Below are 26,122 nucleotides of genomic sequence, written 5' to 3' on the forward strand. Positions count from 1 at the left end.
TCCCCCTAAGAGGATGTTATTTGAAAACTGAATAAATTTAGTTTAGCGAAGCGCCTTTAAAAGGTGCTTCGCTAAATGAACAAGGAGAGATGAGAATGGCCACACGTCAAGTGTATTGGAACATTGAAGGAGAGCATTGGCTTTATTTATTCTTCATCATTGCACTTATTTTCTTCGGTTACGGAGTGTACAAACGATTGTCACTTTGGAAATTAGGACAACCTGAGAATCGCTGGAAAGACGTATGGCAAGGCATAAAAGATATTCTAGTATATGGATTTGGTCACAAACGAATCCTAAAAGATTCTTATCCAGGCTTAATGCATTTTTGTATTTTTTGGGGATTTGTATTTTTAGCATTCGCAACAGCTATGATTACACTTCAAGCTGATTTTGGACTACATATTTTTCATGGCTGGCTTTATCTATTTATCAAGTTAACTGCTAACTTATTTGGTTTAGCTGCTATCGTTGGCATTCTAGTGGCAGCTTATCGTCGCTATATACAAAGACCTGATCGATTGGACAACAAAAACGATGATGCAATCACACTAGCATTAATATTTGTAATTCTGTTGACAGGTTTTGTTATTGAAGGAGTTCGTATTGCTGCAACACCTGATCCATGGGCCGGATGGGGATTCATTGGACAATGGATATCTATTCCACTCAAGGCATCTCTCAATGAAGCACAATTATTGTCATTGCACAGATTTCTTTGGTGGTTTCATCTCTTTTTAGCGATGACTTTCATCGGATATTTCCCCTATTCGAAGTTATTCCATGTAATACTTGGTCCTTTAAATATGTTCTTTCGTCATCGAGGACCTGTTGGAATTCCTGAACCCATTGATTTTGAAGATGAAAGTATTGAAACATTTGGGAAAAGTCAACTACGTGAGTTTTCTTGGAAAACTCTTTTTAACACGGATGCTTGCTTACGTTGCGGACGTTGTCAGGATAACTGTCCAGCATACTTAAGCGGAAAGCATTTGAGCCCCAAAAGAATCATTCAAGATATGCGTGTTCTAATGGAGGAAACGGGTGCGGCCCTTAAAGCTTCACAAAAATTGGCTGTTAGTAGTCAAAGTGCTGACATGGAAAGCGCTGCCGCAGAGGAGTCCGAAGAACTGACAGGACGATCTCTTATTGGGGAAGTGATTCCAGAAGAAGACTTATGGTCATGCACAACTTGTCGCTCTTGCGAACAGCAATGCCCGGTCTTTGTTGAACATGTCGATAAGACCATTGACATGCGTCGGAACTTAGTTCTCATGGAAACTCGATTCCCAGCTGAAGCTCAATTAGCTTTTAGAAATATGGAGAATAACGGCAATCCTTGGGGGATTGGTTGGACCACTCGTGCTGATTTCTTGACGGGATTAGGCGTTAAGACCTTCGAAGAAGACCCGAATTCAGAATATTTGTACTGGCCTGGTTGTTCAGGCGCCTTTGATGCACGTAACCAAAAAGTATCGGCTGCGTTAGTGAAGTTGATGCAAACAGCTGGTGTTCATTTTGCAATCTTAGGCAACGAAGAGAAATGCTGCGGAGATTCAGCTCGTAAACTTGGGAATGAATATCTGTTCTATACTTTAGCCTCTGAAAACATTGAAGTCATGAAGGGGTATGGAGTCAAAAAGATCATTACCCAGTGCCCGCACTGCTTCAATATCCTTAAGAATGAGTATCCTCAACTGGGCGGAGATTTCGAAGTTATTCACCACGCCGTCTTCTTGTTGGATCTAGTAAAATCAGGAAAACTCAAATTGAATAACGTTGCAGGCAAATCGGTTACCTACCACGACTCATGTTATTTAGGACGTTATAATCAGATTTATGATCAGCCGCGCGAATTGCTTAAAGCCGTTGGTTTAACTATTAAGGAAATGGTTCATACCGGTGAAAAGAGCTTTTGCTGCGGAGCTGGTGGCGGACGTATGTGGCTTGAAGAACATGAAGGTGAACGCATTAACGTAATGCGAACCGATGAAGCAATCGCTGCTAAAACTGATTATGTCGGTACTGCATGCCCATTCTGTTTAACCATGATTGTCGATGGAATAGCGACACGTGAAGTAGGAGAGGCCTTAAAAGCTTTTGATATTTCAGAAATTTTGGAAAAGACAATATAGTTTATAAAGTTGATCTTGTTTATTTATTCTGTTTATTTATTATAATAATAAGAATGATGGAGGTTAAACAAATGCCAAGTTTTGTAATTGCAGAAAAGTGTGACGGATGCAAAGGGCAAGATAAAACAGCTTGCATGTATGCGTGCCCAAATGACCTGATGTTGTTAGACAAAGAAAGAATGAAAGCTGTAAACCTTGATCCTAGCCAATGTTGGGAATGCCTCTGCTGCGTAAAAGCTTGCCCGCAACAAGCAATGGACCTTCGTGGTTATGCTGACTTCGTTCCACTCGGAGCTTCTTGTGTACCTCTCCGTGGTTCTGACAGCATCATGTGGACGGTTAAATTCCGTAATGGCATGACCAAACGCTTCAAGTTCCCCATCCGTACAACTGAAGAAGGCTCCGCTGTTCCCGATGGCGGTTATGTTGAAGAAAATACCGATATCAACAGCATCGAACTCTTCACCGAGCCTTCATCCATGAAAATGCCAATCTGGACTTATAAGAAATAAGTACTTGCAATAAGGAATAAAATAGGGAGGTTAAAATCAATGCCAATGAACTTTGAAACAGTAGAAGTAACAACCGACCTTCTGATCATCGGAGGCGGAATGGGAGCCTGTGGCGCAGCTGTAGAAGCAGCTCACTGGGCCAAAAAACACGGACTTAAAGTAACCTTAGTTGATAAAGCATCCATGCCACGTTCTGGGGCAGTCGGAATGGGCTTGTCCGCGATCAACCTGTATGTTGGTCTTGCTGAAGGCCGAGCCACGGTTCAAGATTATGTCCGCTACGTTAAAGGGGATATGATGGGAATTTCCCGTGACGACTTAGTCGCCAACATTGCCCGTCACGTAGACAGCTCCGTGCATATGTTTGAAAAATGGGGCCTTCCATTATGGAAAGACGAAGAAGGCAACTATGTTCACGAAGGTAAATGGCAACTAATGATCAGCGGTGAATCCTATAAAGTCATCGTTGCTGAAGCAGCTAAGACTGCTTTAGGTGAAGAAAACATTTATGAGAGAGTTTTCATCACCGAGCCACTCTTAAAAGACGGCAAATGCGTAGGAGCTGTTGGTTTCAGTGTCCGTGAAAACAAATTCTATGTTTTCAAAGCAAAAGCAACACTGTGTGCCATGGGTGGAACGGTTGGAGTCTTCAAACCTAAATCCACAGGTGAAGGTGCCGGACGTTCTTGGTATCCTCCATTCTCCACAGGATCTTCTGCTTACTTCACCATGAAGGCCGGAGCAGAGATGAGCAGCCAAGAAGTACGCTTTGTACCGATTCGGTTCAAAGATGCTTATGGTCCGGTTGGAGCTTGGTTCTTACTCTTCAAATCCCGTGCAACCAATGCTTTGGGCGAGAACTACATGGAAACCCGCGCCGATGAGTTGAAAAACTGGGGCGTATACGGTTCCATTAAACCGATTCCTGCAAACCTCCGTAACCATCTCGGTTTGTTAGATGTACAAGAGGGCAAAGGACCTCTCTTCATGCGCACAGAGGAAGCGATCGCCAATCTGGCAAAAGCGTATGAAGGAGACGACAAAGCCTTCAAAAAGAAAATGAAATCATTGGAGAATGAAGCTTGGGAAGACTTCCTGGATATGACAATTGCACAAGCCTTACTTTGGGCCGCAACCAACGTACAACCAGAAGAAAGATCTTCCGAAATTGCTGCAGCAGAGCCATACTTCATCAGCTCGCACTCTGGTTCATCAGGCGCTTGGATCTCTGGTCCAGAAGACCTCTCTGCCGGAACAGACTACTTCTGGGGTTATGCCAGCATGACAACCGTTCCTGCTCTCTTTGCTGCTGGAGACGCTTCAGGAAACTGCCCACACAAATTCTCCTCAGGAACCCATGCTGAAGGACGTATTGCGGCTAAATCGGCTTGTAAATATATCATAGAGAACAATACGCTGCTCGAAGTGGATGCGAAAGTTATTGAAGAAATGAAAGCTATGACTTACAAACCACTGGAAGTCTACGAACAATATAAAGACTTCAGTACCGATCCAACTGTAAACCCGAACTATATTCTTCCTAAACAATTTATGTTCCGTTTACAAAAGCTGATGGATGAGTATGTCGGTGGAGCAAACGTTTATTTCTGCATGAACAAAGCCTCCTTAGAAAGAGCCTCAGAACTCTTCGTATTCCTCAAAGAAGACTCCGAGAAACTGGCTGCTAAGGACATTTATGAACTGTTAAGAGTTTGGGAAAACAAACACAGAATGTGGCAAGCTGAATCGCATCTTCGTGCCGTAAGCTTCCGTGAAGAAACCCGTTGGCCTGGATACTATATCAGAACAGACATACCAGCTCTTGACGAAGAAAACTGGCATTGTTTTGTTAACATGAAGTGGGATCCTGAAACCAACGAATGGTCTGTCTTCAAACGCCCAGTCATCGATATGTTTGATGTTAAATTCTAAGAAATATTTCTAGAAACGAGATTAACATGTTACAATGGGTCTGACTAGTCCAGAGAAGGGATGGGTACAATTTTCTTAAGCCAGAAAATGTACTCATCCCTAGATTTAAATATCGTAAACATGCTTAGAATACAATTTGGAGCATGTTTACGATGTTTAGCTCAGATTCGTGCCTTTGCTATCATCATACTAAATTTTCTCAAATTATTTAAAACTACTCGAATCGAACTAAGGAGGACTTACTAATGGATCAACAACAATTTGAAGAGATTATGCAAAAATGTGCTGAATTAGGTAAGCTAATTGGGAAAACTTCCGTGTATCAAGAATTTAAGAAGGCTGAGTATAACCTTCTCAATAACCCTCAAGCACGAAAATTAGTAGAAGACTTACAAAAAATGAAACAGTCCCATTATCTAAAAAAGATGTCCGGAACTGGAATAACTAAAGATGATGAAGAAAAAATGAAAGAATTCGAAAATACTTGTTTAACTAATTCGCAAGTTTTCAATTCAAATAATGCTAACAATAATTTTCAGGAATTAATGGAAAGAATTTCCGGAAAAATTAGGGAAGGCATCAAAAGTGGCGAAGAATAAACAAATTTCTAACTATTCATAGTTTTCTGTATTCCTGTCCTTAATACATTATTGTTATGGCTATGATTTCATTTTTATACGTAATATGCTTATCTGATTTCATGCTGAATTAAGTTGTCTTCCTTAAACTGGCGACAAGCTTTCTTAAAAGATGAAACAACTCTTAAGAAAGTTAATTATTTGTGCAAAAAAGTTTATTATCGGAGACTTTTAATAAGGTTATAAGAAAGCTAACGCACTATCTTGGTTGCCTAAAGTTGGATATGACAACTTAATTGCCAAGCAGTAGTTGCTTGGGTATATAAGATATTAATTGTAGTCATATTGACGTATTATGACTTCAGTGCTAATCTAATTTGTGAGAAAATTAATTAAGTGAATTTTTTTTAACATACTTTGTGTAATTTGTTACGATTAAAAATTAAGTCTTGCTTTTAAAATGAAGAAAAGAGGTAAAAGGATGGCTTATAAGAGTATTCTGGTGGTTGGAGGGGGAATCAGCGGTCTTACCGCCGCAGTGGAAGCTTCCGAAGCAGGAAGTGAGGTTTATCTGGTCGAAGAGAACGCCTATTTAGGTGGACGAGTAGCCCAGATGAATCAGTATTTTCCGAAGTTATGCCCCCCGAACTGCGGGTTAGAGATTAACTTTCGCAGAATAAAGCAGAATCCCCGCATCAAGTTCTTCACCCTGGCTGAAGTCGAATCGATTGAGGGAGAAGAAGGGGATTTTACGGTCACGGTGAAAGCCAAGCCGCGTTTTGTCAACCAGAATTGTACAGCATGCGGGAAGTGCACAGAGGTTTGTCCCGTAGAGAGAGCAAACGAATTTAATTACGGTATGGATAAAACCAAAGCCATTTACAAGGCCCACGCTTTTGCGTTTCCGATGAAGTACCTCATCGATGGAGAGGCATGTCCCGGAGCAGAATGTGGAAAATGTGTCAGCGTCTGTGATTATGGAGCCATTGAGCTGGACATGGAACCCAAAAGCTTTAAACTCAACGTTGGCTCGGTTGTCTGGGCCACAGGCTGGGAACCTTATGATGCTGCAAAGATATCCTACTACGGGTTTGGACGGCATCAAAATGTCATCACGAATGTCATGATGGAGCGAATGGCTGCCCATAATGGACCCACAGCAGGGAAGATCGTCCGTCCGTCGGATGGCAAAGAAGTTAAGACGATCGCGTTTGTTCAATGTGCTGGGTCCCGCGACGAGAATCATTTGTCCTACTGTTCGGGTGTCTGCTGTATGGCATCCCTGAAACAAGCTACCTACGTCTTAAAACAAACTCCGGATGCCAAGGTATCGATGTTCTATATTGATGTTCGGGCGATGGGGAAATATGAAGACTTTTATACAAAGGTACAAAACGACATTAACCTGATCAAAGGCAAGGTGGGAGAGATCACCGAGGATGCCGAGACGAAGGATTTGATCGTACAAGTTGAGAACCAAGCAACCGGAGAAATCATGAAGGAACGAGTGGACATGGTGGTCTTGGCGACAGGCATGGTACCCTCCACCGTCGGATCAAAAGTACCGGTTGAGCTAGCGTATGATGAGGACGGATTTATTGCTTCTGAATCAGAACGACCTGGGATCTATGGCGCTGGAAGCGTGAAGAAGCCATTGGATGTAGCCTCATCGGCAAAAGATGCTACAGCTGCAGCACTAAAAGCCCTACAATCTACGGTGAGGAGGTAGCTCAATGGATAAAAAAACAGGGGTATATATCTGTACCGGCTGTGGAATTGGAGAAGCCTTAGACATAGCGGCGCTGTCCAAGGTTGCCACCAAGGAAGGCAAGGTTCCAGTATGTAAGACACATGCTTTTCTCTGTGGAGAAGAAGGCGCAGCCCAAATTAAACGTGATATAGAGAACGAAGAGGTAAACGCGGTGGTCATCGCCGGTTGTTCCTCTCGCGTGAATTATGATGTATTTGACTTTGGGCCCTCGATCATCACGGAACGGGCCAATTTGCGGGAGCAAGTCATCTGGTGCCATCCGGCGGAAGATGAAGATACCCAAATGATGGCTGAAGACAGTCTGCGGATGAGCCTGGCCAAAGCGAAGCATATCGAAGTACCGGAAGGGTTCCATGGGGAAAACATGGTTAAGACCATCCTCGTGGTCGGTGGCGGACTGACAGGAATCACGGCTGCTCTGGAAGGAGCCAAAGCAGGTTATAAAACCGTCCTCGTCGAGAAGAGTCCGGTGCTCGGCGGCTGGATGAACAGCTTATTTAAACAAGCGCCGTTAAAAGCTCCTTATACAGATCCGGAAGAAGTGGACATTGCGGTCCGGATTCAAGAATTGGAAGCTAACCCTGACGTTACGATCTACACCAGTGCTGAAATCAAAGAAATTGCTGGTGCACCAGGAATGTTTGATGTGAGCATCGAGCAAAACGGCAGCGTTGTGAACGAACGGATTGGGTCGGTGGTTTTAGCCACAGGAGCAGTACCGTATGATGCCTCGAAATTGGAACACCTTGGATATGGCAACTATGCCAACGTAATTACCGGTCAGGCCTTTGAAGAACTGGCCAAAAACGGTAAAATCGTACGCCCGGGAGACGGCAAAGAAGTTCAAAGCATCGCCTTCCTGCAATGTTCCGGATCACGGGATGCTAATCACTTGGCATATTGCTCTTCCGTCTGTTGTATAGAATCCCTAAAACAAGCAACGTATCTGAAAGAACAAAACCCGGAAGCAGCGATCTACATTTTCCATAAAGACATTCGAACCCCTGGTCAATATGAAAAACTCTACAAACGAGTCCAGAGAGACGGAGGCATTTTCGTACGCGGAGAAGTCACAGGCATCACGGAAGACGATGAGAAGAACCTGCTGATCGAAGCAGCGGATGTCCTGACAGGCTCGACCATCAGCACAGAAGGTGTAGACTTAGTCGTCCTGGCCACAGGGATGGTGCCAACCACAGCTATTGGAGAAAGCCTCGTAGCCAAGGCAGAGGGCGAAGAAGCGAAAGAAGAAGAAAAGCCTCAAGGCGACACCATCATTCGCTCGAATCTTTTGAACCTGGCCTATCGACAAGGCCCTGAGATGCCCACGTTAAAATATGGATTTTCTGATTCGCATTTTATCTGCTTCCCGTATGAAACACGTCGAACCGGGATTTATGCGGCAGGAAGCGTCAGGGCGCCGATGGATGCTCTCTCGAGCATTGAAGATGCTACAGGGGCAGCCATGAAAGCCATCCAATGTATCGAACTGAGCGAACTCGGTTCAGCGGTACATCCTAGGGTGGGGGATCTTTCCTTCCCGAGTTTTGCTATGCAGCGCTGCACCCAATGTAAGCGTTGTACGGTAGAATGTCCTTTCGGAGCGATCAACGAAGACGATAAATTCAACCCACTGCCGAATCCAACCCGTTGCCGACGGTGCGGGATTTGTATGGGGGCCTGCCCAGAACGGATCATCTCCTTCAAAAACTACTCCGTACCGATGATCGGGAACATGATTAAAGCGATCGAAGTACCGGAAGAGGATGAAGAAAAGCCAAGAATTGTTGTCTTTGCCTGTGAAAACGATGCCATACCGGCCTTAGATATGGCAGGCATAAATCGACTGAATTACAACGCTTGGGTACGGGTCATTCCCGTAAGGTGCTTAGGTTCCATGAGCCTGGTGTGGATCGCGGATACGTTATCCAAAGGAATTGATGGCATATTACTCCTGGGATGTAAGCATGGCGACGACTATCAATGCCACTTCATCAAAGGGAGCGAATTAGCGGAAACCCGACTCTCCAAAGTGGCAGAAACCTTAGACCGCTTGTCGCTGGAGTCGGAACGTGTACGGATGGATCAAATATCCATTATGGACTACGATCAAATACCGGGAATTTTGGACGGCTTTGCCGAGAGACTAGAAGAACTGGGTCCAAACCCCTATAAAGGGTTCTAAGTCCTTGAATAGCAAAGGAGCATTAGTATGGAAGAAATAAAAAGTGTATCTCTGGAGATGAAAGATTATATTGTTTCTTCAGGGGCGGAGACGCTCAGCTGGTGTATGCAGTGCGGACTCTGTACCAACCTTTGTCCTTGGCGTTTAGTCCCCGGAGAAGTCAGCGAAGCATTTAACATTCGGAAGATGCAGCGCCTGGGTCAGCTGGGATTAGAAGGCTTCGAAGAAGAAGAAGTGCTGTTTGCCTGTGCGACCTGCGGCATGTGTCAGGTCAATTGCCCACGAAAAGTAGAGATCATCAACAATGTGCGCTCGATGAGGAACACCACCGTAGGCGCAGGGTTTTTACCCGCGCATCTGCGCCCGATTGCGGGAAGCATCCATGCCAATGGAAATCCTTGGTCGGGAGAACAAGAGAAACGCGCCGAGTGGCAAGAAGGACTGGATATTCCGGCCTTCACGGAAGACACGGAATATTTGCTGTATGTCTGTTGTACGTCTTGTTATGATACCCGAAGCAAGAAGATTGCCAAAAGTATCGTAACCCTCTTAAAACAGGCGGGGGTAAACTTTGGAGTGTTGACCGCAGAAGAGAATTGCTGTGGAGAGACTGTCCGGAAACTCGGAGACGAAGAACTGTTCCAAAAACTAGCCGAATCCAACATTAAGCTGTTTAACAGCAAAGGTGTCAAAAAGATTATTACGACATCCCCGCACTGCTTGTACGCCTTTAAGAAGGATTATCCGGAATACGGCGGAGAGTATGAAGTGATGCATTATTCCGAAGTTCTAAGCGAGCTGTTAAAGGAAGGGAAGCTGACCTTTAAAGAGGAATTGGGGAAGAAAGTCACATTCCACGATCCCTGTTATTTAGGAAGACATAATGAAGTATACGATGCTCCACGGGAGCTGATCCAAGCGATCCCGGGTGTAGAGCTGGTAGAACTGGAACGCAATAAGAGTAAGAGCCTATGCTGCGCCGGCGGCGGCGGACGAGTCTGGGCTGAAGTCCCGATGGGGCAGCGGTTTGGCGAGTTCCGGATTACGGATGCCGTAGAGAAACAAGCCGATATTCTGGTCACGGCATGTCCTTACTGCATTTTGATGCTGGACGATGCCTGTGCTGGTTTGGAAAAGAAAGATGTCCTGGAAGTCATGGAAATGTCTGAACTCCTTTGTTCCGCTAGCAAGCCTTAATATCCTGTAAATAAATTAGGAGATGGTTCCTAAGATCTGCCGGATTAAGGCTAGGCTTAGTGATAGTGTTCTCTATGACATAGTATTCGAAGGGGGGGATGCCGGAAATCCTTCGATGCTGTAACGGACAGCAAATTTATTGTGGACTCTGGAAAATTTTAAAAACCAATTTTGTAGTAGACCCAATTAAGAAAATAGATAGAGGAGGACTTAATAATGTCAAAGTTAGTACAACCCCATGGCGGAAAATTAACCCCGGTATTACTTCCTGATTCCCAACGTGCTGAGGCTCTGGCAAAGGCCAAAACATTACCAGTGATTCGTATGACGTCAAGAGAAACATCAGACGTTTTGATGATTGGTATGGGTGCTTTCAGTCCTTTAACAGGATTCATGGATAAAGCTAACTATGAAAGTGTCGTAGAAACTAAACACTTAACCAACGGTTTAGCTTGGCCTCTTCCAATCACTCTTTCTGTTACCAAAGAACAAGCTGGATCCCTTAAAATTGGCCAAGAAGTTGCAGTCGTTGATGATGAAACTGATACCTATGTCGGAATCTTGACAATCAGTGACATGTATGAGTATGACAAAGTTAAAGAGTGCAAAGCTGTATTCTTCACCGATGATGCTGAACACGATGGTGTTAAAAAAGTAATGGCCCAAGGAGATATCAATGTCGGTGGTTCGCTAGTAACCTTCAGCCAATTGGGATATGCTTCCAAATACGGTGAATACTATGCTACTCCAGAACAAACCAGAAAAATCTTTGATGAAAAAGGCTGGGCAACCGTTGCTGCTTTCCAAACGCGTAACCCACTGCATCGTTCCCATGAGTTTCTCTGCAAGATGGGAAATGAAGTTTGTGATGGACTCTTAATTCATCCAATCGTAGGAAAACTTAAATCTGGGGATATTCCTGCCGAAGTGCGTTTAGAGTGCTACGAAGTTCTCTTAAAGAATTATTTCAATGAGAAAAACGTCGTAATGAAAGTTTATCCGATGGAAATGCGTTATGCAGGTCCTAGTGAAGCAATTCTTCACGCTATTTTCCGCCAAAACTTTGGTTGCAGCCATATCCTGGTAGGCCGTGACCATGCTGGTGTAGGCGACTATTACACTGCTTATCAAGCTCAAGAAATCTTTGATCAATTCAAACCCGGTGAAATTCTCTGCCAACCTATTAAAGTAACCGCAGCTATGTATTGTAACAAATGCGGAGGTATGACCACAGAAAAAACCTGCCCACACGGAAAAGAAGATCACCTGAAAATCAGTGGTACTAAATTAAGAGCAATGTTAGGAGCTGGAGAAGTACCACCTAGTAACTTCAGCCGCCCAGAAGTTCTGCAAATCTTGCTCAAATATTATGGCTCATTAAATAAATAAATCTCGGTTGAAAATTAAACGAAAGATTTAATTTCTTAAGTTTAGTTTCAAAAATATAAGAATGATGGAGGTTAAACAAATGCCAAGTTTTGTAATTGCAGAAAAGTGTGACGGATGCAAAGGGCAAGATAAAACAGCTTGCATGTATGCGTGCCCAAATGACCTGATGTTGTTAGACAAAGAAAGAATGAAAGCTGTAAACCTTGATCCTAGCCAATGTTGGGAATGCCTCTGCTGCGTAAAAGCTTGCCCGCAACAAGCAATGGACCTTCGTGGTTATGCTGACTTCGTTCCACTCGGAGCTTCTTGTGTACCTCTCCGTGGTTCTGACAGCATCATGTGGACGGTTAAATTCCGTAATGGCATGACCAAACGCTTCAAGTTCCCCATCCGTACAACTGAAGAAGGCTCCGCTGTTCCCGATGGCGGTTATGTTGAAGAAAATACCGATATCAACAGCATCGAACTCTTCACCGAGCCTTCATCCATGAAAATGCCAATCTGGACTTATAAGAAATAAGTACTTGCAATAAGGAATAAAATAGGGAGGTTAAAATCAATGCCAATGAACTTTGAAACAGTAGAAGTAACAACCGACCTTCTGATCATCGGAGGCGGAATGGGAGCCTGTGGCGCAGCTGTAGAAGCAGCTCACTGGGCCAAAAAACACGGACTTAAAGTAACCTTAGTTGATAAAGCATCCATGCCACGTTCTGGGGCAGTCGGAATGGGCTTGTCCGCGATCAACCTGTATGTTGGTCTTGCTGAAGGCCGAGCCACGGTTCAAGATTATGTCCGCTACGTTAAAGGGGATATGATGGGAATTTCCCGTGACGACTTAGTCGCCAACATTGCCCGTCACGTAGACAGCTCCGTGCATATGTTTGAAAAATGGGGCCTTCCATTATGGAAAGACGAAGAAGGCAACTATGTTCACGAAGGTAAATGGCAACTAATGATCAGCGGTGAATCCTATAAAGTCATCGTTGCTGAAGCAGCTAAGACTGCTTTAGGTGAAGAAAACATTTATGAGAGAGTTTTCATCACCGAGCCACTCTTAAAAGACGGCAAATGCGTAGGAGCTGTTGGTTTCAGTGTCCGTGAAAACAAATTCTATGTTTTCAAAGCAAAAGCAACACTGTGTGCCATGGGTGGAACGGTTGGAGTCTTCAAACCTAAATCCACAGGTGAAGGTGCCGGACGTTCTTGGTATCCTCCATTCTCCACAGGATCTTCTGCTTACTTCACCATGAAGGCCGGAGCAGAGATGAGCAGCCAAGAAGTACGCTTTGTACCGATTCGGTTCAAAGATGCTTATGGTCCGGTTGGAGCTTGGTTCTTACTCTTCAAATCCCGTGCAACCAATGCTTTGGGCGAGAACTACATGGAAACCCGCGCCGATGAGTTGAAAAACTGGGGCGTATACGGTTCCATTAAACCGATTCCTGCAAACCTCCGTAACCATCTCGGTTTGTTAGATGTACAAGAGGGCAAAGGACCTCTCTTCATGCGCACAGAGGAAGCGATCGCCAATCTGGCAAAAGCGTATGAAGGAGACGACAAAGCCTTCAAAAAGAAAATGAAATCATTGGAGAATGAAGCTTGGGAAGACTTCCTGGATATGACAATTGCACAAGCCTTACTTTGGGCCGCAACCAACGTACAACCAGAAGAAAGATCTTCCGAAATTGCTGCAGCAGAGCCATACTTCATCAGCTCGCACTCTGGTTCATCAGGCGCTTGGATCTCTGGTCCAGAAGACCTCTCTGCCGGAACAGACTACTTCTGGGGTTATGCCAGCATGACAACCGTTCCTGCTCTCTTTGCTGCTGGAGACGCTTCAGGAAACTGCCCACACAAATTCTCCTCAGGAACCCATGCTGAAGGACGTATTGCGGCTAAATCGGCTTGTAAATATATCATAGAGAACAATACGCTGCTCGAAGTGGATGCGAAAGTTATTGAAGAAATGAAAGCTATGACTTACAAACCACTGGAAGTCTACGAACAATATAAAGACTTCAGTACCGATCCAACTGTAAACCCGAACTATATTCTTCCTAAACAATTTATGTTCCGTTTACAAAAGCTGATGGATGAGTATGTCGGTGGAGCAAACGTTTATTTCTGCATGAACAAAGCCTCCTTAGAAAGAGCCTCAGAACTCTTCGTATTCCTCAAAGAAGACTCCGAGAAACTGGCTGCTAAGGACATTTATGAACTGTTAAGAGTTTGGGAAAACAAACACAGAATGTGGCAAGCTGAATCGCATCTTCGTGCCGTAAGCTTCCGTGAAGAAACCCGTTGGCCTGGATACTATATCAGAACAGACATACCAGCTCTTGACGAAGAAAACTGGCATTGTTTTGTTAACATGAAGTGGGATCCTGAAACCAACGAATGGTCTGTCTTCAAACGCCCAGTCATCGATATGTTTGACGTTAAATTCTAAGAAACAGTTTGTAAAAACTACTAATTATTATCCATAAATGGATAAATATAGGGGACGAGTATAACTTTTCGTATTGAAGAGTTCATACTCGTCCTTTTCATATTATAAAGCTACTATTATTTTGCACACAAAATAATAACATACAACTCGGTAATAACTCAACAATTTTATATGCCATAATATTTGCGCATTGTGAAATACCTACAAAATTCCCGGCAAGAAGGATTTGAGAAATAATTATATCTTCAAACGAGTTAAAAAACGCTCGTTAGGCGAATTAGAACGGTTGTCAATACATTAAAAGAGTATATTGGAACTATATTGGAGGCTTAATTTAGAAATTAGACAATAATTATGGCGGATTTATCTCATAGAGAATTATAAAGAATTAATATAAAATCAAGGTGCCATTACATATATTAATTACGACCATATTGACTAGAAATAATCCCGGTGATAATCTTAAATCATAAATCAACGTTGAAATTTCTAGAAGTCCCTTAATAACAGGATTTACAGAGTTTATGAGTCCGCAAATTTCGAACTAATAAAGTCTGTTTTTGCCAAAAACCGCTACAAAGGCTGTTCGTTCGTAATCAATTTATGCGATTGAAGAAGAGAAAAACATACTCCTTATAGTTTAGTTAGCTTAACTGTTTACCCTTTGGAGATTAAGTGAAAATTATTGCTATTACAATCGATTATTAAATATTTCACAAGCTTTTATTTAAAAGAATAACACTCTGAGCATAGATGGGAGGGTTTTACCATAGCATAAATGCTTAAAACAAATTACTTAATAACTTATTAAAAACTTGTCAAAATTGCTGATTGCAATGGGAGGTGTTTAACGTGAAGAAGAGCAAAATTTCTTTCAAATTTCTATTTGAGATATTTATGATTTTTTTCAAGATTTCTCCGATTACGTTTGGTGGCGGATTTGCTATGATTCCAATCATGGAAGAAGATATCGTTCATAAGAAGAAATGGATGGCTAAGGAAAACTTAATCGACATCTTTGCAGTTTCACAGTCGTTACCAGGTGCCATCGCGGTTAACTCTGCTACTTTTGTCGGATACCAGATTGGAGGTGTCCCAGGGGCACTGGCAGCTTTATTCGGTATCATAATCCCAACTTTCGTCATTATTGTTATACTAGGGGCTTTACTTGGTTCGTTTCAGCATAATATACATGTCCAGGCCGCTTTGGAGGGAATTAGGCCAATTGTAGTAGCTCTGATAGCATCCGCTGCCTTTAAGATGGGGCGTGTTTCCTTAGTTGATAAAATCTGTGTAGCAATTTGTAGCATTTGTATTCTATCATTGTTGGTTTTCAAAAATCTTAACTTAATCTTAGTAATCTTTTTAGGTGCTTTTATAGGTATCGTGATAATGAAAGTGAAAGGGTTACAAGATAAGCACTTAGATCAAAAGAAAGCAAGTGGTGAAACATTATGAGTTTGTATTTAGAAATGCTTATAACCTTTTTTAAACTCGGACTAGTGAGTTTTGGAGGGGGATATGCTATGATCCCACTGATTCAAACAGAAATGCAGAATCACCATTGGCTGGATATTAACCAATTTACAGACATGATTGCTGTATCTGCGATGGCACCGGGTCCTATCGCTAGTAATACAGCTACGATCGTGGGCGATAAATTAGCGGGACTATTTGGAGCTGTGGTCGCTTGTGTTGGCGTTACCCTTCCTTCGTTGCTGCTTATTCTTTTAGTAGGAAAGCTATTTTTCAAATTTCAGGAGCATCCTATCGTGAAATCAGCTTTTTATGGACTCAGACCTACAATAATTGGGGTAATCGCCTACGCTGCAATAAAATTTGCTGTAAGCAATGGGATCATTGGAGGAAGTAATTTTATTGATATCAAAAGCAGTATATTATTAGTTGCAGCGTTTATCTTATTGGTTAAAACAAAAATTCATCCGGCATATTTAATTCTAGCATCAGGAATAATCGGAGTACTTTTATTCTAATAAAAATTGAATTGGTAAATCTTTGAACTAATAAGCCTTAGAGAGATTATGCCCTCTGGGGCTTACGCTCATAGTACCCCATGTAATATTAGATACTAGGTATTTCCCTAAGCATATAGGCCTTGAGGCTCACTAGATTAATAACGAAAGAGGTATTTGTATGAATGATTCTAAATTTAAGGTACTTCTCTACTCCGATGGATCCCATCAAGCCTTTTCAGCAGCAGTATATACAGCCACGCTTTTAAGAAAGATCCCAAATATGGACTTGACAATCTTACAAGTTCAAGAGACTAATGATGGATCAGAAGGAACAGAATATAGTTGGTTAGAATTACGCCCTAAATACAAACGTTATCATTGGGGTCGAACCTCTGAGAATAACTATAGTTGGATTGATTCTTGGCCAGCTAATCCTAGTTTCGAATGGATGAATGGCGTTTTAAAGGAATCTGAGTCAAGCTCAGAAGCTCAAGAACAATATGCAAGAATTCTAAAGAAGACAAACGAAATCTATTTGAAACGATCACATAATGTGAAGCATCAAATGCTATACTTAAATACTAGTCTCAATGAAACAAAGAGTATTTCCGAAGCTGTCAAAATGATTCTCGATTATGCTGAAAAAAATCATTTTGAACTAATCATTATGGGTACGCGAGGCCTTTCGGCGATAAAAGGTTTGATGTTTGGTAGTTTAGCCCATGCCGTTCTTGATAAATCTAAATTGCCGGTATTATTAATCAAAAAACTTCCTCAAGACTTCATCGAAAATTACCTAGTAATTCCCGTTAGCTAAAAACTATTATCAAAATTAGTCTTCAAATTTTCATTGGTAATTAGGAATCTTGATTAAGCATAAACAGTATTTATGCTTATTTTTTTTATTATGTTAATAATCTCAGACTTAGGTGACAACCGATCATTTTATCGCTCCTATTCATGCCCTATACTTTAGGCTAATCTGCTCAGCAGAGCTTATATTTGATTAAGATATGTACAGAAGTTAATTTGTCGTTATTAGTTATATTAATTATGAACATATTGATTAGATATAGACACCGCGCTAATACAATGCTAATCTGTACTTGTTAGGAAAGTCACAAGAAAATAGGGGGTGAACTTACAGCAATTGAGATCCATTTAAATCTTCTAACAAAGAACTTTATAACAAATTTTACTCATTGGAAGTTTATAAATCAGCATAAAAAAAACAGCCTTGAAAGGCTGCTAAGAAATTTGACATGTTTATTATACCATAAAGAAATAGGAAATGTTTCGTCTTGGCAAGAATTTAATAGTCATCAACAGGGAAATAGCTTAATCCCAGTTGTTCGAGCTAGTAACGTATAAGAGATTAATAAGTGCATAATATCACTAGCTCACAGCAACAAGTTATCTTGAGAAAGGGGCTATTTAGATGAAAGATTCTAAGTTTAATGTCCTGCTCTATTCCGATGGATCTCATCAGGCATTCTCTGCAGCAGTATATACAGCAACATTATTAAGAAATATTCCCAATATGCATTTAACAATTCTTCAAATACAAGAAAGTCACGAAGGTTTTATGGGGACAGAATATAGTTGGATTGAACTAAGGCCAAAGTATAAAAGATATTACTGGGGAACTGAATCAGCTGTTAATTGGTCGGATACGTGTCCGCCAGAGTCAAAGGTAGACTGGTTCAAACGTATGCTTTCATCAGAGTCGGAGTCTAAAGATCAATATACTCAAATTCTTTCCAAAACAAATCAGATTTTCAAAGAAAACACTTCGAACATTAAACATCAAATCTTATGCTCCAATGTTAGCAAGACAGATATAACAGATACTGCAGACATGATTCTCGATTATTCCAGAAAAAACTCCTTTAATTTAATAATTATGGGCACTCACGGTTTGTCAACATTAAAAGGTTTAATTTTTGGAGGATTAGCTCATAAGGTCCTAAATAAGTCAGCAATCCCAGTACTACTCATTAAAAAACTCCCTCAAGACTTTATTAATAGTTATTTGTCTGATGAAACGTTTGAAATCACAAGTGATATACCCCAAATAATAGAGGGTCGACCAGTTAATGTATTATTTTGAACGTAACGAGGTCGAGGGCAAGATCACAATTATGGATAAGCCTTAAATGTAGATGAATACGAACAAAATCTTTATATACTGAAAGAGGGGATTAACTTGTCTTCCATTAATATAAAAGAAGATGATCTATCTGTTGAAGAAGTGCAAAGAGAAACGGGAGATAAATCATATCCTATTTGGCTATTAGTAAATCCAAAACATCCGGCTGTGCGGCACAATATTTGGGCACCTGTGCTTTCTGAGATTCAAGATAAGGTTTATCGAGATCTGCACACTAGAGTTGATACCGCGAATATCTATACCAGAAAGGTTGTTTCTGATAGCCGAATTATCCCTAATACCCTGAATTGGTGGGGTACTGAATTAGCTAAGGAGATCGAGCTTTTTAGGGAGATCGTAGTGGAATATCAGCCCAAAATATTAATCTCATTTGGCTCTTTTCCGTTTGAATTCGTTCGAAGAGTTTACGAAATATATCCTGAAAAAGGGCCCAAATTCTGGGGCACTTCAAACTTAGGGGACGAATTTGGAAAAGCAATTGAGAATTTTGATATCACAAAAACAAATCGTATCCCGTTATTACGCAGAGTCGTAAAAAGCGGCAGATTTATTGAAGATCATAACTATTATGGTGAAAATTATTTTCAATACGTAGGCAAAAAAATTGCTGAGCAAATTATTGAAAATAAAGATAACCTCAAGATATGGATAGAGTAGAGGGTAAACTCAACTTCAAGAATATCAATTGCTCCGAGGAGACAAAACTTCTTCGGAGCTTTTGTTTTGGTAAAATCGTAAGGACATTGATCGAATCGATGTCTTCATAATTAAGAAATTAGCTTTTAGAATTAGTTCTTATCACAAAAATTCTGTTTTTAAGCTAGAATTTATTTAAAGTATTTAACAGCTGAAGCTTATATCATTTAAAAAAATAATAATAAAGTTCGCACTATCTGTGAACACTGATGTTCACAGATGATTTATAACCTAGCAGTAGCAGCGCTTCTTTCATTAACATTAACGTTATTACTTCGTAAAGCCTGCCTCTAGAAGCCTATTTAAGCTTGATTTTAACGATTGAAATCTTAAGGCATGACATAACGTTATATTATTTTATAGTTTAGAGATTAGAAATAATAACGACATTAAAGTACAACAACTTGAAAACGAAGCAAATTTAATAAAATGGAGATTAGTTCCATAGGTTATTTTGATTACGATCATATTGTCTTGTTATAGACATTATCTTAACACAATGATAATCTTTAATTGTGAGGATAAGTACATAGTAGTGAGGGAGGATTGAGAATGGAAAAATAATTAACCTACAGTAAAGAGACTAGAAGGAAAAATAGCTTCCCAATAAGGGGTGCTAAGAAATTTGATCTCGAACTATTACTAAGCTTGTTGTCATGCGTGTAACGCTAATCACAGTAATTATACCCATGAAAATTGATATCGTATCAGCTTTTATCCTGAAAGGAGGGATTCATATGGCTAACCTAACACTTAAAAGATATATACCAGTTGTCGAGAAGCCTAAGCAAGAGACAGGCGAAAGAGGTTATCCCATTTGGCTTCTTGTTAATCCCAAACACCCAGCAGTTCGTCATAATATTTGGACCCCGGTATTAGCTGAGATACAGGATAAAGTATTTCGTGAGTTACATTCAAGAATTGATACCTCAAATATCTATATTAGGAATGCTGTGAAAGACAGCGAACTTGTCCCAAATACTTTAAATTGGTGGGGCGTTGAAGCGGCCGAAGAAATAGAACTATTTAAGGAAATTGTTACAGAACACAAACCAAAAATGATTATTTCCTTTGGAGCATTTCCTTTTGAGTTTTTAAGAAGAGCGTATCAAGTTAAACCCGAAAAAGGGCCTAAATTTTGGAGTACTTCCAATTTAGGAAACGAATTTGGAAAAGCAATTGAGAATTTTGATATTGCTAAAACTAATCGAATCCCCTTGCTTCGCAGAGTTATAGAGACTGCAAAGTTTACGGTAGATCCCAATTATTCAGGTAGGCAAGATGGCGAAACCTACTTTCACTATGTTGGAACAAAAATCGCGGATAAGATTATCGAGCATAAGGATAGTCTAAATATCTGGATTTAAGCAATGACGTCATCATACCACAATTAATCATAGTTTCAACAATCATCATTAACATATTGGGCGTTTGTTGAAAAATCCATTGATTTAAAGGTGGGATTCTTTTGTACCTTACGCGATTTAAATATCTGTCTTTTATCGCAACGATCAAGAATTATAGATTTGATTACCTAAGCAAGGACTTCATGGCAGCGTTAACTGGAGTTGTCGTTGCAATTCCTCAGTGTATGGCCTATGCGCTTATTGCTGGACTTAATCCCGTCTATGGTCTCTATACCGCGATTGTATCAGCAATTTTCGGCGCAACCTTTGGAAGTTCGAAACATTTGATTACGGGTCCTACAAATTCATCGGCCTTACTAGTAGCTAGCGTCATGAAGAACTATATGGGACTTGACAATGCCTATCAAATGGTTTTTCTTTTGACATTTCTCGTTGGTACTCTAAAAATACTCTTTGGAATCCTGAAACTTGGTAAATTGATTACTTATGTATCTCATACTGTTATTATTGGTTTTACAACTGGAGCCGGCTGTTTAATTGCCCTTGGCCAACTGAGCACGCTACTGAGTATTCCAATTAAAAATTCAGCACAAATGGCTACAACAGAAAAACTATATTATGTGCTGACTCATTTACAACAAACCAATCTTTTTGCACTTGGAATGGGGCTATTAACGATTGCTATTATCCTAATTTGTAAAAAAATTAACAAGAACTTACCTGGTGCATTGATTGGAATTATTATCCCCATCATTTTCATTGTTGTTTTTTCATTAGATAAGTATGGCGTCCAGCTAACGGGGAATATACCTACGTCCTTACCACCCTTTAAGATGGTGAAATTCGATCTGAGCTTTATCCAGAATGTTTTTAGTGGGGCGTTATCCATTGCTATCATCGGATGTGTTGAAGCAATTTCAAGTGCCAAGTCCATTTCCACGTTATCAAGGCAAAAAATCGATCCAAATCAAGAATTTATTGGACAAGGTATTGCAAATATCGCGTCATCGTTTTTCCAAGGATTCCCTGGATCTGGTTCATTTACACGAACAGCCATCAATTATCATAGTGGCGCAGTTTCGAGATTTGCCGGAATTCTCCAGGGTATAATTATGGCTCTCGTTCTCCTGTTTTTTGCTCCTTATGCCAAATACATTCCAACGGCTTGCCTTGCTGGGGTCATGATGGTAACTGCGTATAATTTAGTGAACAAAGAGGAGATCAAGAAAGTTGTAAGCTTAGGCAAAATGAAATCTGATTCAATAGCTATGTGGGTCACATGCTTGGCAACCATTTTATTACCTAACCTTTCGTATGCCATCTATACGGGTATTGCCCTAACAATTATGCTATATTTAAAAGAAACGAACAAAGTGCCTATTAAAATTCTTATTCCTACACAAGAGGAAGATTCTAAAATTATTGAAAAGGAAATTGACGTTATAAAGGAAAACGTTGATATTTTAATTATTGAATTAGAAGGTAGTCTTTATTTTGGGTCCGCAGAGAATCTAGAAATGAAACTGGAAAGCCTTGTAGATAAATCTAAAGTATTTATCTTACGAATGAAACACGTATCCAGTATCGACGTTACATCACTTAATGCCTTAAAAGCGTTTAACAGGTCAGTTAAAGAAAACGGGGGAAGTGTAATTATTTGCGGTGTTAGAACAAACATCGACTCAATTCTTGTTAAATCACATTTTGATACTGATATTGGATCTGATAATAAATTTATTTCGGAGAATGAAACTTTTGCCTTTTCTTCGAAAGATTTAGAACGAGCGAAAGCAGTATTAAACTGTGAGGTAACGAACCCGGATGGCAAGTCTATTGCTTGTGACTTATTAGCTAGTTCTTTTTGATTGACCTCATAACAATCGCTAAAATAATCATACTTTAACGAAATCAGTAACGTTTCAATAAAATTATTTTAGGACAAAGCCTTGGAATCACAAATATGCTTTGGGCGGAAAATCACTAAAGACCTGTAGATCGTGTAGTTCTACAGGTCTTATTATTTTCAAGAAGCTAAATTGAATCGTAATGTAAATATGTTCCATATAGAAAATCAATTATGAACATATTGTTATGCTATAGACAGAAAGCAAAGACAAATGATATCTTATTTGTGAGAACACTCACATACTAATGCAAGGAGGCCTAAGATAACTAGTAATAGATCTTTAAAATTAAGCGATTAAAGACGAAGGCGTCTAGAAATTATAATCTAACATAGGAGGTCCAAAACATGATAGGACAATTTTTCGCCCATACTAGTTCAATATTCTCTTCAACCACTGTTGCTGTGGCGAAAGCTGCCAGCACGCCTGGAGTACCCTGGTGGGTATGGCCGCTGGCCTTACTGGGAACAACTTTTTTAATCGGTATTGTGTCTGCATTAGCTGGAATTGGAGGCAGTACACTATTTGTACCCATAGTCGGTAGTTTCTTCCCTTTTAACTTTGATTTTATTCGTGGTACTGGCTTGTTTGTTGCTCTGGCATGTTCGTTGTCTGCTGGGCCTAAACTTCTAAAAGCCAATATGGCAAGTTTACGTTTAGTAATTCCTCTAGCTTTGATTGCTTCTTCCTCAAGTATTCTTGGTGCTTATTTAGGACTTTCTTTACCACAAAGCCTTCTCAAAATACTATTAGGCGTCTTGATAACAGCAATTGCTATGGTCTTTGTTTTTTCAAAAAATAGTGAAATCCCCAAAATCGGCCATCCTGATTCATTGGCTCGCTATTTTAATATCGGAGGCTCTTATTATGAATCTTCCAGCGGCAAAGATGTTAATTGGTCAGTTTGGAGACTTCCCCAAGGCCTCATACTTTTCTGTGGAATCGGTATTATTGCAGGGATGTTCGGAATAGGTGCAGGTTGGGCTAACGTTCCGGTTTTGAATCTTCTTCTTGGAACACCTTTAAAAATCGCCGTAGGCACAAGCATGTCTCTCTTAGCAATTACTGATACTTCGGCTGCATGGATCTATTTAAACCAAGGAGCTGTGCTTGCAATTATTACGATTCCTTCAGTTCTTGGCATCATGATAGGTTCACGAGTGGGAGTCAGGATCCTTAATATTACCAAACCAAAATCAATCCGTTACATCGTGATCCTCATGTTATTATTTGCTGGATTGAAATCTTTATTAGATGGATTAGGATGGGGGTAAAAAATCATGAATAGTCAAGCATCTGTTTCTAACAGTCATCCACAAAGTGTTGTCGGAACCTCTAATGATGTTCAAAGTAGTTCGAAAGTTAGTCCCGAACAGAATCGTTATGCTACTATCCTATTAGTTTGTTCTTGGGCCGGCATAGTTATTATGGTAATTACGTTTGTTCTTTATATGGCAGGCTTATTCAATCCTTCTATTGCACCCTCGCAGATGCCGCAGTACTGGGGACTTACAGTGCATGAATATGCTAAAGTGACGCATGCTCCATCTGGCTGGAACTGGTTGTCAATGATAAATCACTCGGATTATTTGAATTTAGTTGGGTTAGCCTTTTTGGGATTAGTTTCAGTTCTAGGTTATATTTCATTATTCATGAATTATACGATAAAAAAAGATTTTCCCTATGCAATCATGGTTGGCCTAGAAATTGTTATTATCATTTTAGCAGCTTCAGGTGTTTTTCATGTTGCCGGTTAATGATTAGTGTATGAGTGTGAAAGCTGAATCCCTTTATAGCGGGTGATTCAGCTTTTTTCTTTGCAAGATTGAGCGAATTCTGAGATAAAATTCTGTCAAACCCTTCTTCGAAATAATTATTCAAACGTAACTCGCTTAGAGACTAAGTGCTATTATTATGTTACAATATAATGTAATATTATTTTTAAGAGAGGTTGATGTTATGAACGATTCTCAGTTTAAAGTTCTTCTTTACTCTGATGGCTCACAACAGGCTTTTTCTGCGGCTGTCTATACAGCAACTCTTCTTGAAAACATGCCAGATATGCATTTGACCGTTTTACGGGTCTTAGAGAATGATGAAGTTTCCTTGACTAATCACTATAATTGGGCAAATACTTGGCCTTTAAGCCCTACATCCGAGTGGATGAAACACGTTCTTTCAGATTCCGATCATGAAACTGAGCTTGAGTATCATAGGATTCTAAATAAAACAAACAGAATTTTCTTTAATCAGAACTACCAGGTTATACATCGCGAATTATACTCAAAGAGTACTATTGGGAATGATTCCGATACTTCACACATTGAGGATGTTATTCTTGATTATGCTAAACAACATTCATTTGATTTAATTATTATCGGAACTCGAGGGCTATCAACGTTAAAAGGTTTAATATTTGGTAGTTTAGCGCACAATTTACTTAACAAGTCCACGATTCCTGTCATGTTAATTAAAAAACTACCGCAAGAATTTATTGATAGTTATTTGGCTGAATAGACAGTAACTAATACAGCCTCGAAGAGAAACAACATATTTCTATTCGAGGCTGTACGTGTATTGGACTTTGATAACCTGACCTTATTCATGGAGACAGAGCACCTCCTAATTTTTGATCAGCTACATTTCAAACCATTTTGTAAGAATTAAGAACAAAGAAAAGAGGTTTTGATATGACTGATAAACTGTTTAAAGTACTTTTATATTCTGATGGATCACACCAAGCTTTTTCAGCGGCGGTTTATACTGCTACTCTGCTAAATAAAATGCCTAATATGCATTTGACGGTTGTACAAGTTCAAGAGAGTGATGAAGGTGCTGTAAATCCAGAAATCAATTGGGCGGAGAATTGGCCGATTAGCCCAACGTCTGAATGGAAAAAACGAGTTGTTGATCAATCAGATCAAGCCACAAAAAGCCAGTACGAAAAAATCCTTTCCCGAACTAAAGATATTTTTACAGAGAGAGAGGAGAACATTAGCTTTCAAGTAATTTATTGTAATCCGAGCATTTCTGAAACCGTGGAAGCACTGATTGATTACGCCACTCAAAGATCCTTCAAGCTGATCATTATGGGGACGAGAGGACTTACGACCTTAAAAGGTCTAATTTTTGGATGTTTGGCACATAACCTGCTTAATAGGTCTCCTATACCTGTGCTTTTAGTTAAGAAACTCCCCCAAGAATTCATAGAGAGTTATTGCTATAACTCTAAGCCATAAGTGGTTATAGGCCTGAAGAGAACAAATCCTCTTCAGGATTTTTTTTTGAATCATTCATTCGGCATCGTTAATAATTATTGGCTAATTACCGCTATCCACTTGTTCAGTCTAGTCCAATAATGTCAACATATATATCAATTTCGACCTATTATGTAGAAATACGTAGATTTACGAGCTTTCTTAGGTGCAATTAGTTAATTCTATTTGAACAATAAGTTTTTATGTGATCAAAATCGTGAGCTAATGACTAGGATAGGATAGTCTTATATGCAATTATTTACATTTTAGCCATAGCATTAATCGATGGTGAGCATATTGATTTCCCATAGACAGAATAGAAACATAATGTTACCCTTTAGTCATAGATCGTGAAAAATTTAATTTGGAGGTGAAAGGTATGGTAAGTGGTGTAATGGCAATCATCGTCATCGTAGCTACTTTTGGGATCGTTTTGGTTGATCATTTTAACCAACAAACGGGAGGGAGAGAGCATGTTTAAATGGGTAGCCTTACTACAAGAAAAGTCTTCTCAGACAATTATTCAAGAAACAAACAGATAAAAAAAGCAGCCTCGAAGGCCGCTAAAAAATGTGACTATAACTATTATATCAGACTCTTT

General features: G+C 40.2%; 21 protein-coding genes. All 21 read left to right on the forward strand.

Translation table 11 applies throughout. The features are described 5' to 3' along the window. The first annotated feature begins 95 nt into the window (after window positions 1–95). The 21 genes from VZF35_RS24890 to VZF35_RS24990 all read left to right on the forward strand — a co-directional run bounded on the left by VZF35_RS24890 (window position 96) and on the right by VZF35_RS24990 (window position 25,503). A complete protein-coding gene (locus tag VZF35_RS24890; RefSeq protein ID WP_407309138.1) occupies window positions 96–2,135 on the forward strand; it encodes a heterodisulfide reductase-related iron-sulfur binding cluster in 2,040 nt (679 codons plus the stop codon). Between the two features lie 71 nt (window positions 2,136–2,206). Further along, window positions 2,207–2,647 carry an adenylyl-sulfate reductase subunit beta gene (gene aprB, locus VZF35_RS24895; protein ID WP_407309140.1) on the forward strand — a complete coding sequence of 147 codons (441 nt, stop codon included), beginning with the start codon at window positions 2,207–2,209 and terminating at the stop codon, window positions 2,645–2,647. Between the two features lie 39 nt (window positions 2,648–2,686). Next, window positions 2,687–4,579, forward strand: coding sequence for an adenylyl-sulfate reductase subunit alpha (gene aprA / locus VZF35_RS24900; RefSeq protein ID WP_407309142.1), 1,893 nt, complete (start codon window positions 2,687–2,689; stop codon window positions 4,577–4,579). A gap of 245 nt (window positions 4,580–4,824) precedes the next feature. After that, the gene (locus VZF35_RS24905; RefSeq protein WP_407309144.1) at window positions 4,825–5,178 is read left to right on the forward strand and encodes a YlbF family regulator; all 354 of its coding nucleotides are present in this window, start codon (window positions 4,825–4,827) and stop codon (window positions 5,176–5,178) included. 460 nt (window positions 5,179–5,638) lie between these two features. Then, on the forward strand, window positions 5,639–6,886 hold the full coding sequence (locus tag VZF35_RS24910) for an FAD-dependent oxidoreductase (RefSeq protein ID WP_407309130.1): 1,248 nt from the start codon (window positions 5,639–5,641) through the stop codon (window positions 6,884–6,886). 4 nt (window positions 6,887–6,890) lie between these two features. Next, window positions 6,891–9,113, forward strand: a complete 2,223-nt coding sequence (locus VZF35_RS24915; RefSeq protein WP_407309146.1) for a hydrogenase iron-sulfur subunit — start codon at window positions 6,891–6,893, stop codon at window positions 9,111–9,113. 27 nt (window positions 9,114–9,140) lie between these two features. Next, window positions 9,141–10,310: a (Fe-S)-binding protein gene (locus VZF35_RS24920; protein WP_407309132.1), complete on the forward strand. Its 1,170-nt coding sequence runs from the start codon at window positions 9,141–9,143 to the stop codon at window positions 10,308–10,310. 216 nt (window positions 10,311–10,526) lie between these two features. Beyond that, window positions 10,527–11,699, forward strand: coding sequence for a sulfate adenylyltransferase (gene sat / locus VZF35_RS24925; RefSeq protein ID WP_407309148.1), 1,173 nt, complete (start codon window positions 10,527–10,529; stop codon window positions 11,697–11,699). Window positions 11,700–11,778: 79 nt separating this feature from the next. After that, a complete protein-coding gene (gene aprB, locus VZF35_RS24930) occupies window positions 11,779–12,219 on the forward strand; it encodes an adenylyl-sulfate reductase subunit beta (RefSeq protein WP_407309140.1) in 441 nt (146 codons plus the stop codon). A gap of 39 nt (window positions 12,220–12,258) precedes the next feature. Beyond that, window positions 12,259–14,151 carry an adenylyl-sulfate reductase subunit alpha gene (gene aprA / locus VZF35_RS24935; protein WP_407309142.1) on the forward strand — a complete coding sequence of 631 codons (1,893 nt, stop codon included), beginning with the start codon at window positions 12,259–12,261 and terminating at the stop codon, window positions 14,149–14,151. 852 nt (window positions 14,152–15,003) lie between these two features. Then, window positions 15,004–15,609, forward strand: coding sequence for a chromate transporter (locus VZF35_RS24940; protein ID WP_407309150.1), 606 nt, complete (start codon window positions 15,004–15,006; stop codon window positions 15,607–15,609). Window positions 15,610–15,623: 14 nt separating this feature from the next. Next, a complete protein-coding gene (locus tag VZF35_RS24945; RefSeq protein ID WP_407314818.1) occupies window positions 15,624–16,145 on the forward strand; it encodes a chromate transporter in 522 nt (173 codons plus the stop codon). A 160-nt stretch (window positions 16,146–16,305) separates the two neighbouring features. Further along, window positions 16,306–16,944: a universal stress protein gene (locus VZF35_RS24950; RefSeq protein WP_407309152.1), complete on the forward strand. Its 639-nt coding sequence runs from the start codon at window positions 16,306–16,308 to the stop codon at window positions 16,942–16,944. A gap of 621 nt (window positions 16,945–17,565) precedes the next feature. Continuing rightward, window positions 17,566–18,237 carry a universal stress protein gene (locus VZF35_RS24955; RefSeq protein ID WP_407309154.1) on the forward strand — a complete coding sequence of 224 codons (672 nt, stop codon included), beginning with the start codon at window positions 17,566–17,568 and terminating at the stop codon, window positions 18,235–18,237. A 96-nt stretch (window positions 18,238–18,333) separates the two neighbouring features. Further along, complete coding sequence (locus VZF35_RS24960) at window positions 18,334–18,954, forward strand: hypothetical protein (protein ID WP_407309156.1); 621 nt, start codon at window positions 18,334–18,336, stop codon at window positions 18,952–18,954. 776 nt (window positions 18,955–19,730) lie between these two features. Then, entirely contained in the window at window positions 19,731–20,360 is a 630-nt protein-coding gene (locus tag VZF35_RS24965) for a hypothetical protein (protein ID WP_407314820.1), read from the forward strand. Between the two features lie 101 nt (window positions 20,361–20,461). Continuing rightward, window positions 20,462–22,225 carry a SulP family inorganic anion transporter gene (locus VZF35_RS24970; protein ID WP_407309158.1) on the forward strand — a complete coding sequence of 588 codons (1,764 nt, stop codon included), beginning with the start codon at window positions 20,462–20,464 and terminating at the stop codon, window positions 22,223–22,225. Window positions 22,226–22,611: 386 nt separating this feature from the next. After that, window positions 22,612–23,538, forward strand: coding sequence for a sulfite exporter TauE/SafE family protein (locus VZF35_RS24975; protein ID WP_407309160.1), 927 nt, complete (start codon window positions 22,612–22,614; stop codon window positions 23,536–23,538). A 6-nt stretch (window positions 23,539–23,544) separates the two neighbouring features. Next, window positions 23,545–24,021: a DUF1634 domain-containing protein gene (locus tag VZF35_RS24980; protein ID WP_407309162.1), complete on the forward strand. Its 477-nt coding sequence runs from the start codon at window positions 23,545–23,547 to the stop codon at window positions 24,019–24,021. A gap of 202 nt (window positions 24,022–24,223) precedes the next feature. After that, the gene (locus VZF35_RS24985) at window positions 24,224–24,781 is read left to right on the forward strand and encodes a universal stress protein (protein WP_407309164.1); all 558 of its coding nucleotides are present in this window, start codon (window positions 24,224–24,226) and stop codon (window positions 24,779–24,781) included. 173 nt (window positions 24,782–24,954) lie between these two features. Further along, window positions 24,955–25,503, forward strand: a complete 549-nt coding sequence (locus VZF35_RS24990; protein ID WP_407309166.1) for a universal stress protein — start codon at window positions 24,955–24,957, stop codon at window positions 25,501–25,503. Window positions 25,504–26,122: the final 619 nt, after the last annotated feature.

This window comes from Desulfosporosinus paludis (assembly GCF_045689965.1).
Classification (GTDB): domain Bacteria; phylum Bacillota; class Desulfitobacteriia; order Desulfitobacteriales; family Desulfitobacteriaceae; genus Desulfosporosinus; species Desulfosporosinus paludis.

Coding starts and splice junctions, on each gene's coding strand:
- VZF35_RS24985 (WP_407309164.1), top strand. CDS start 24,224: ATGAACGATTCTCAGTTTAAAGTTCTTCTTTACTCTGATGGCTCACAA.
- VZF35_RS24915 (WP_407309146.1), top strand. CDS start 6,891: ATGGATAAAAAAACAGGGGTATATATCTGTACCGGCTGTGGAATTGGA.
- aprB (WP_407309140.1), top strand. CDS start 2,207: ATGCCAAGTTTTGTAATTGCAGAAAAGTGTGACGGATGCAAAGGGCAA.
- VZF35_RS24955 (WP_407309154.1), top strand. CDS start 17,566: ATGAAAGATTCTAAGTTTAATGTCCTGCTCTATTCCGATGGATCTCAT.
- VZF35_RS24965 (WP_407314820.1), top strand. CDS start 19,731: ATGGCTAACCTAACACTTAAAAGATATATACCAGTTGTCGAGAAGCCT.
- VZF35_RS24910 (WP_407309130.1), top strand. CDS start 5,639: ATGGCTTATAAGAGTATTCTGGTGGTTGGAGGGGGAATCAGCGGTCTT.
- aprA (WP_407309142.1), top strand. CDS start 12,259: ATGCCAATGAACTTTGAAACAGTAGAAGTAACAACCGACCTTCTGATC.
- VZF35_RS24980 (WP_407309162.1), top strand. CDS start 23,545: ATGAATAGTCAAGCATCTGTTTCTAACAGTCATCCACAAAGTGTTGTC.
- VZF35_RS24905 (WP_407309144.1), top strand. CDS start 4,825: ATGGATCAACAACAATTTGAAGAGATTATGCAAAAATGTGCTGAATTA.
- aprA (WP_407309142.1), top strand. CDS start 2,687: ATGCCAATGAACTTTGAAACAGTAGAAGTAACAACCGACCTTCTGATC.
- VZF35_RS24950 (WP_407309152.1), top strand. CDS start 16,306: ATGAATGATTCTAAATTTAAGGTACTTCTCTACTCCGATGGATCCCAT.
- VZF35_RS24920 (WP_407309132.1), top strand. CDS start 9,141: ATGGAAGAAATAAAAAGTGTATCTCTGGAGATGAAAGATTATATTGTT.
- sat (WP_407309148.1), top strand. CDS start 10,527: ATGTCAAAGTTAGTACAACCCCATGGCGGAAAATTAACCCCGGTATTA.
- aprB (WP_407309140.1), top strand. CDS start 11,779: ATGCCAAGTTTTGTAATTGCAGAAAAGTGTGACGGATGCAAAGGGCAA.
- VZF35_RS24975 (WP_407309160.1), top strand. CDS start 22,612: ATGATAGGACAATTTTTCGCCCATACTAGTTCAATATTCTCTTCAACC.
- VZF35_RS24945 (WP_407314818.1), top strand. CDS start 15,624: ATGCTTATAACCTTTTTTAAACTCGGACTAGTGAGTTTTGGAGGGGGA.
- VZF35_RS24990 (WP_407309166.1), top strand. CDS start 24,955: ATGACTGATAAACTGTTTAAAGTACTTTTATATTCTGATGGATCACAC.
- VZF35_RS24890 (WP_407309138.1), top strand. CDS start 96: ATGGCCACACGTCAAGTGTATTGGAACATTGAAGGAGAGCATTGGCTT.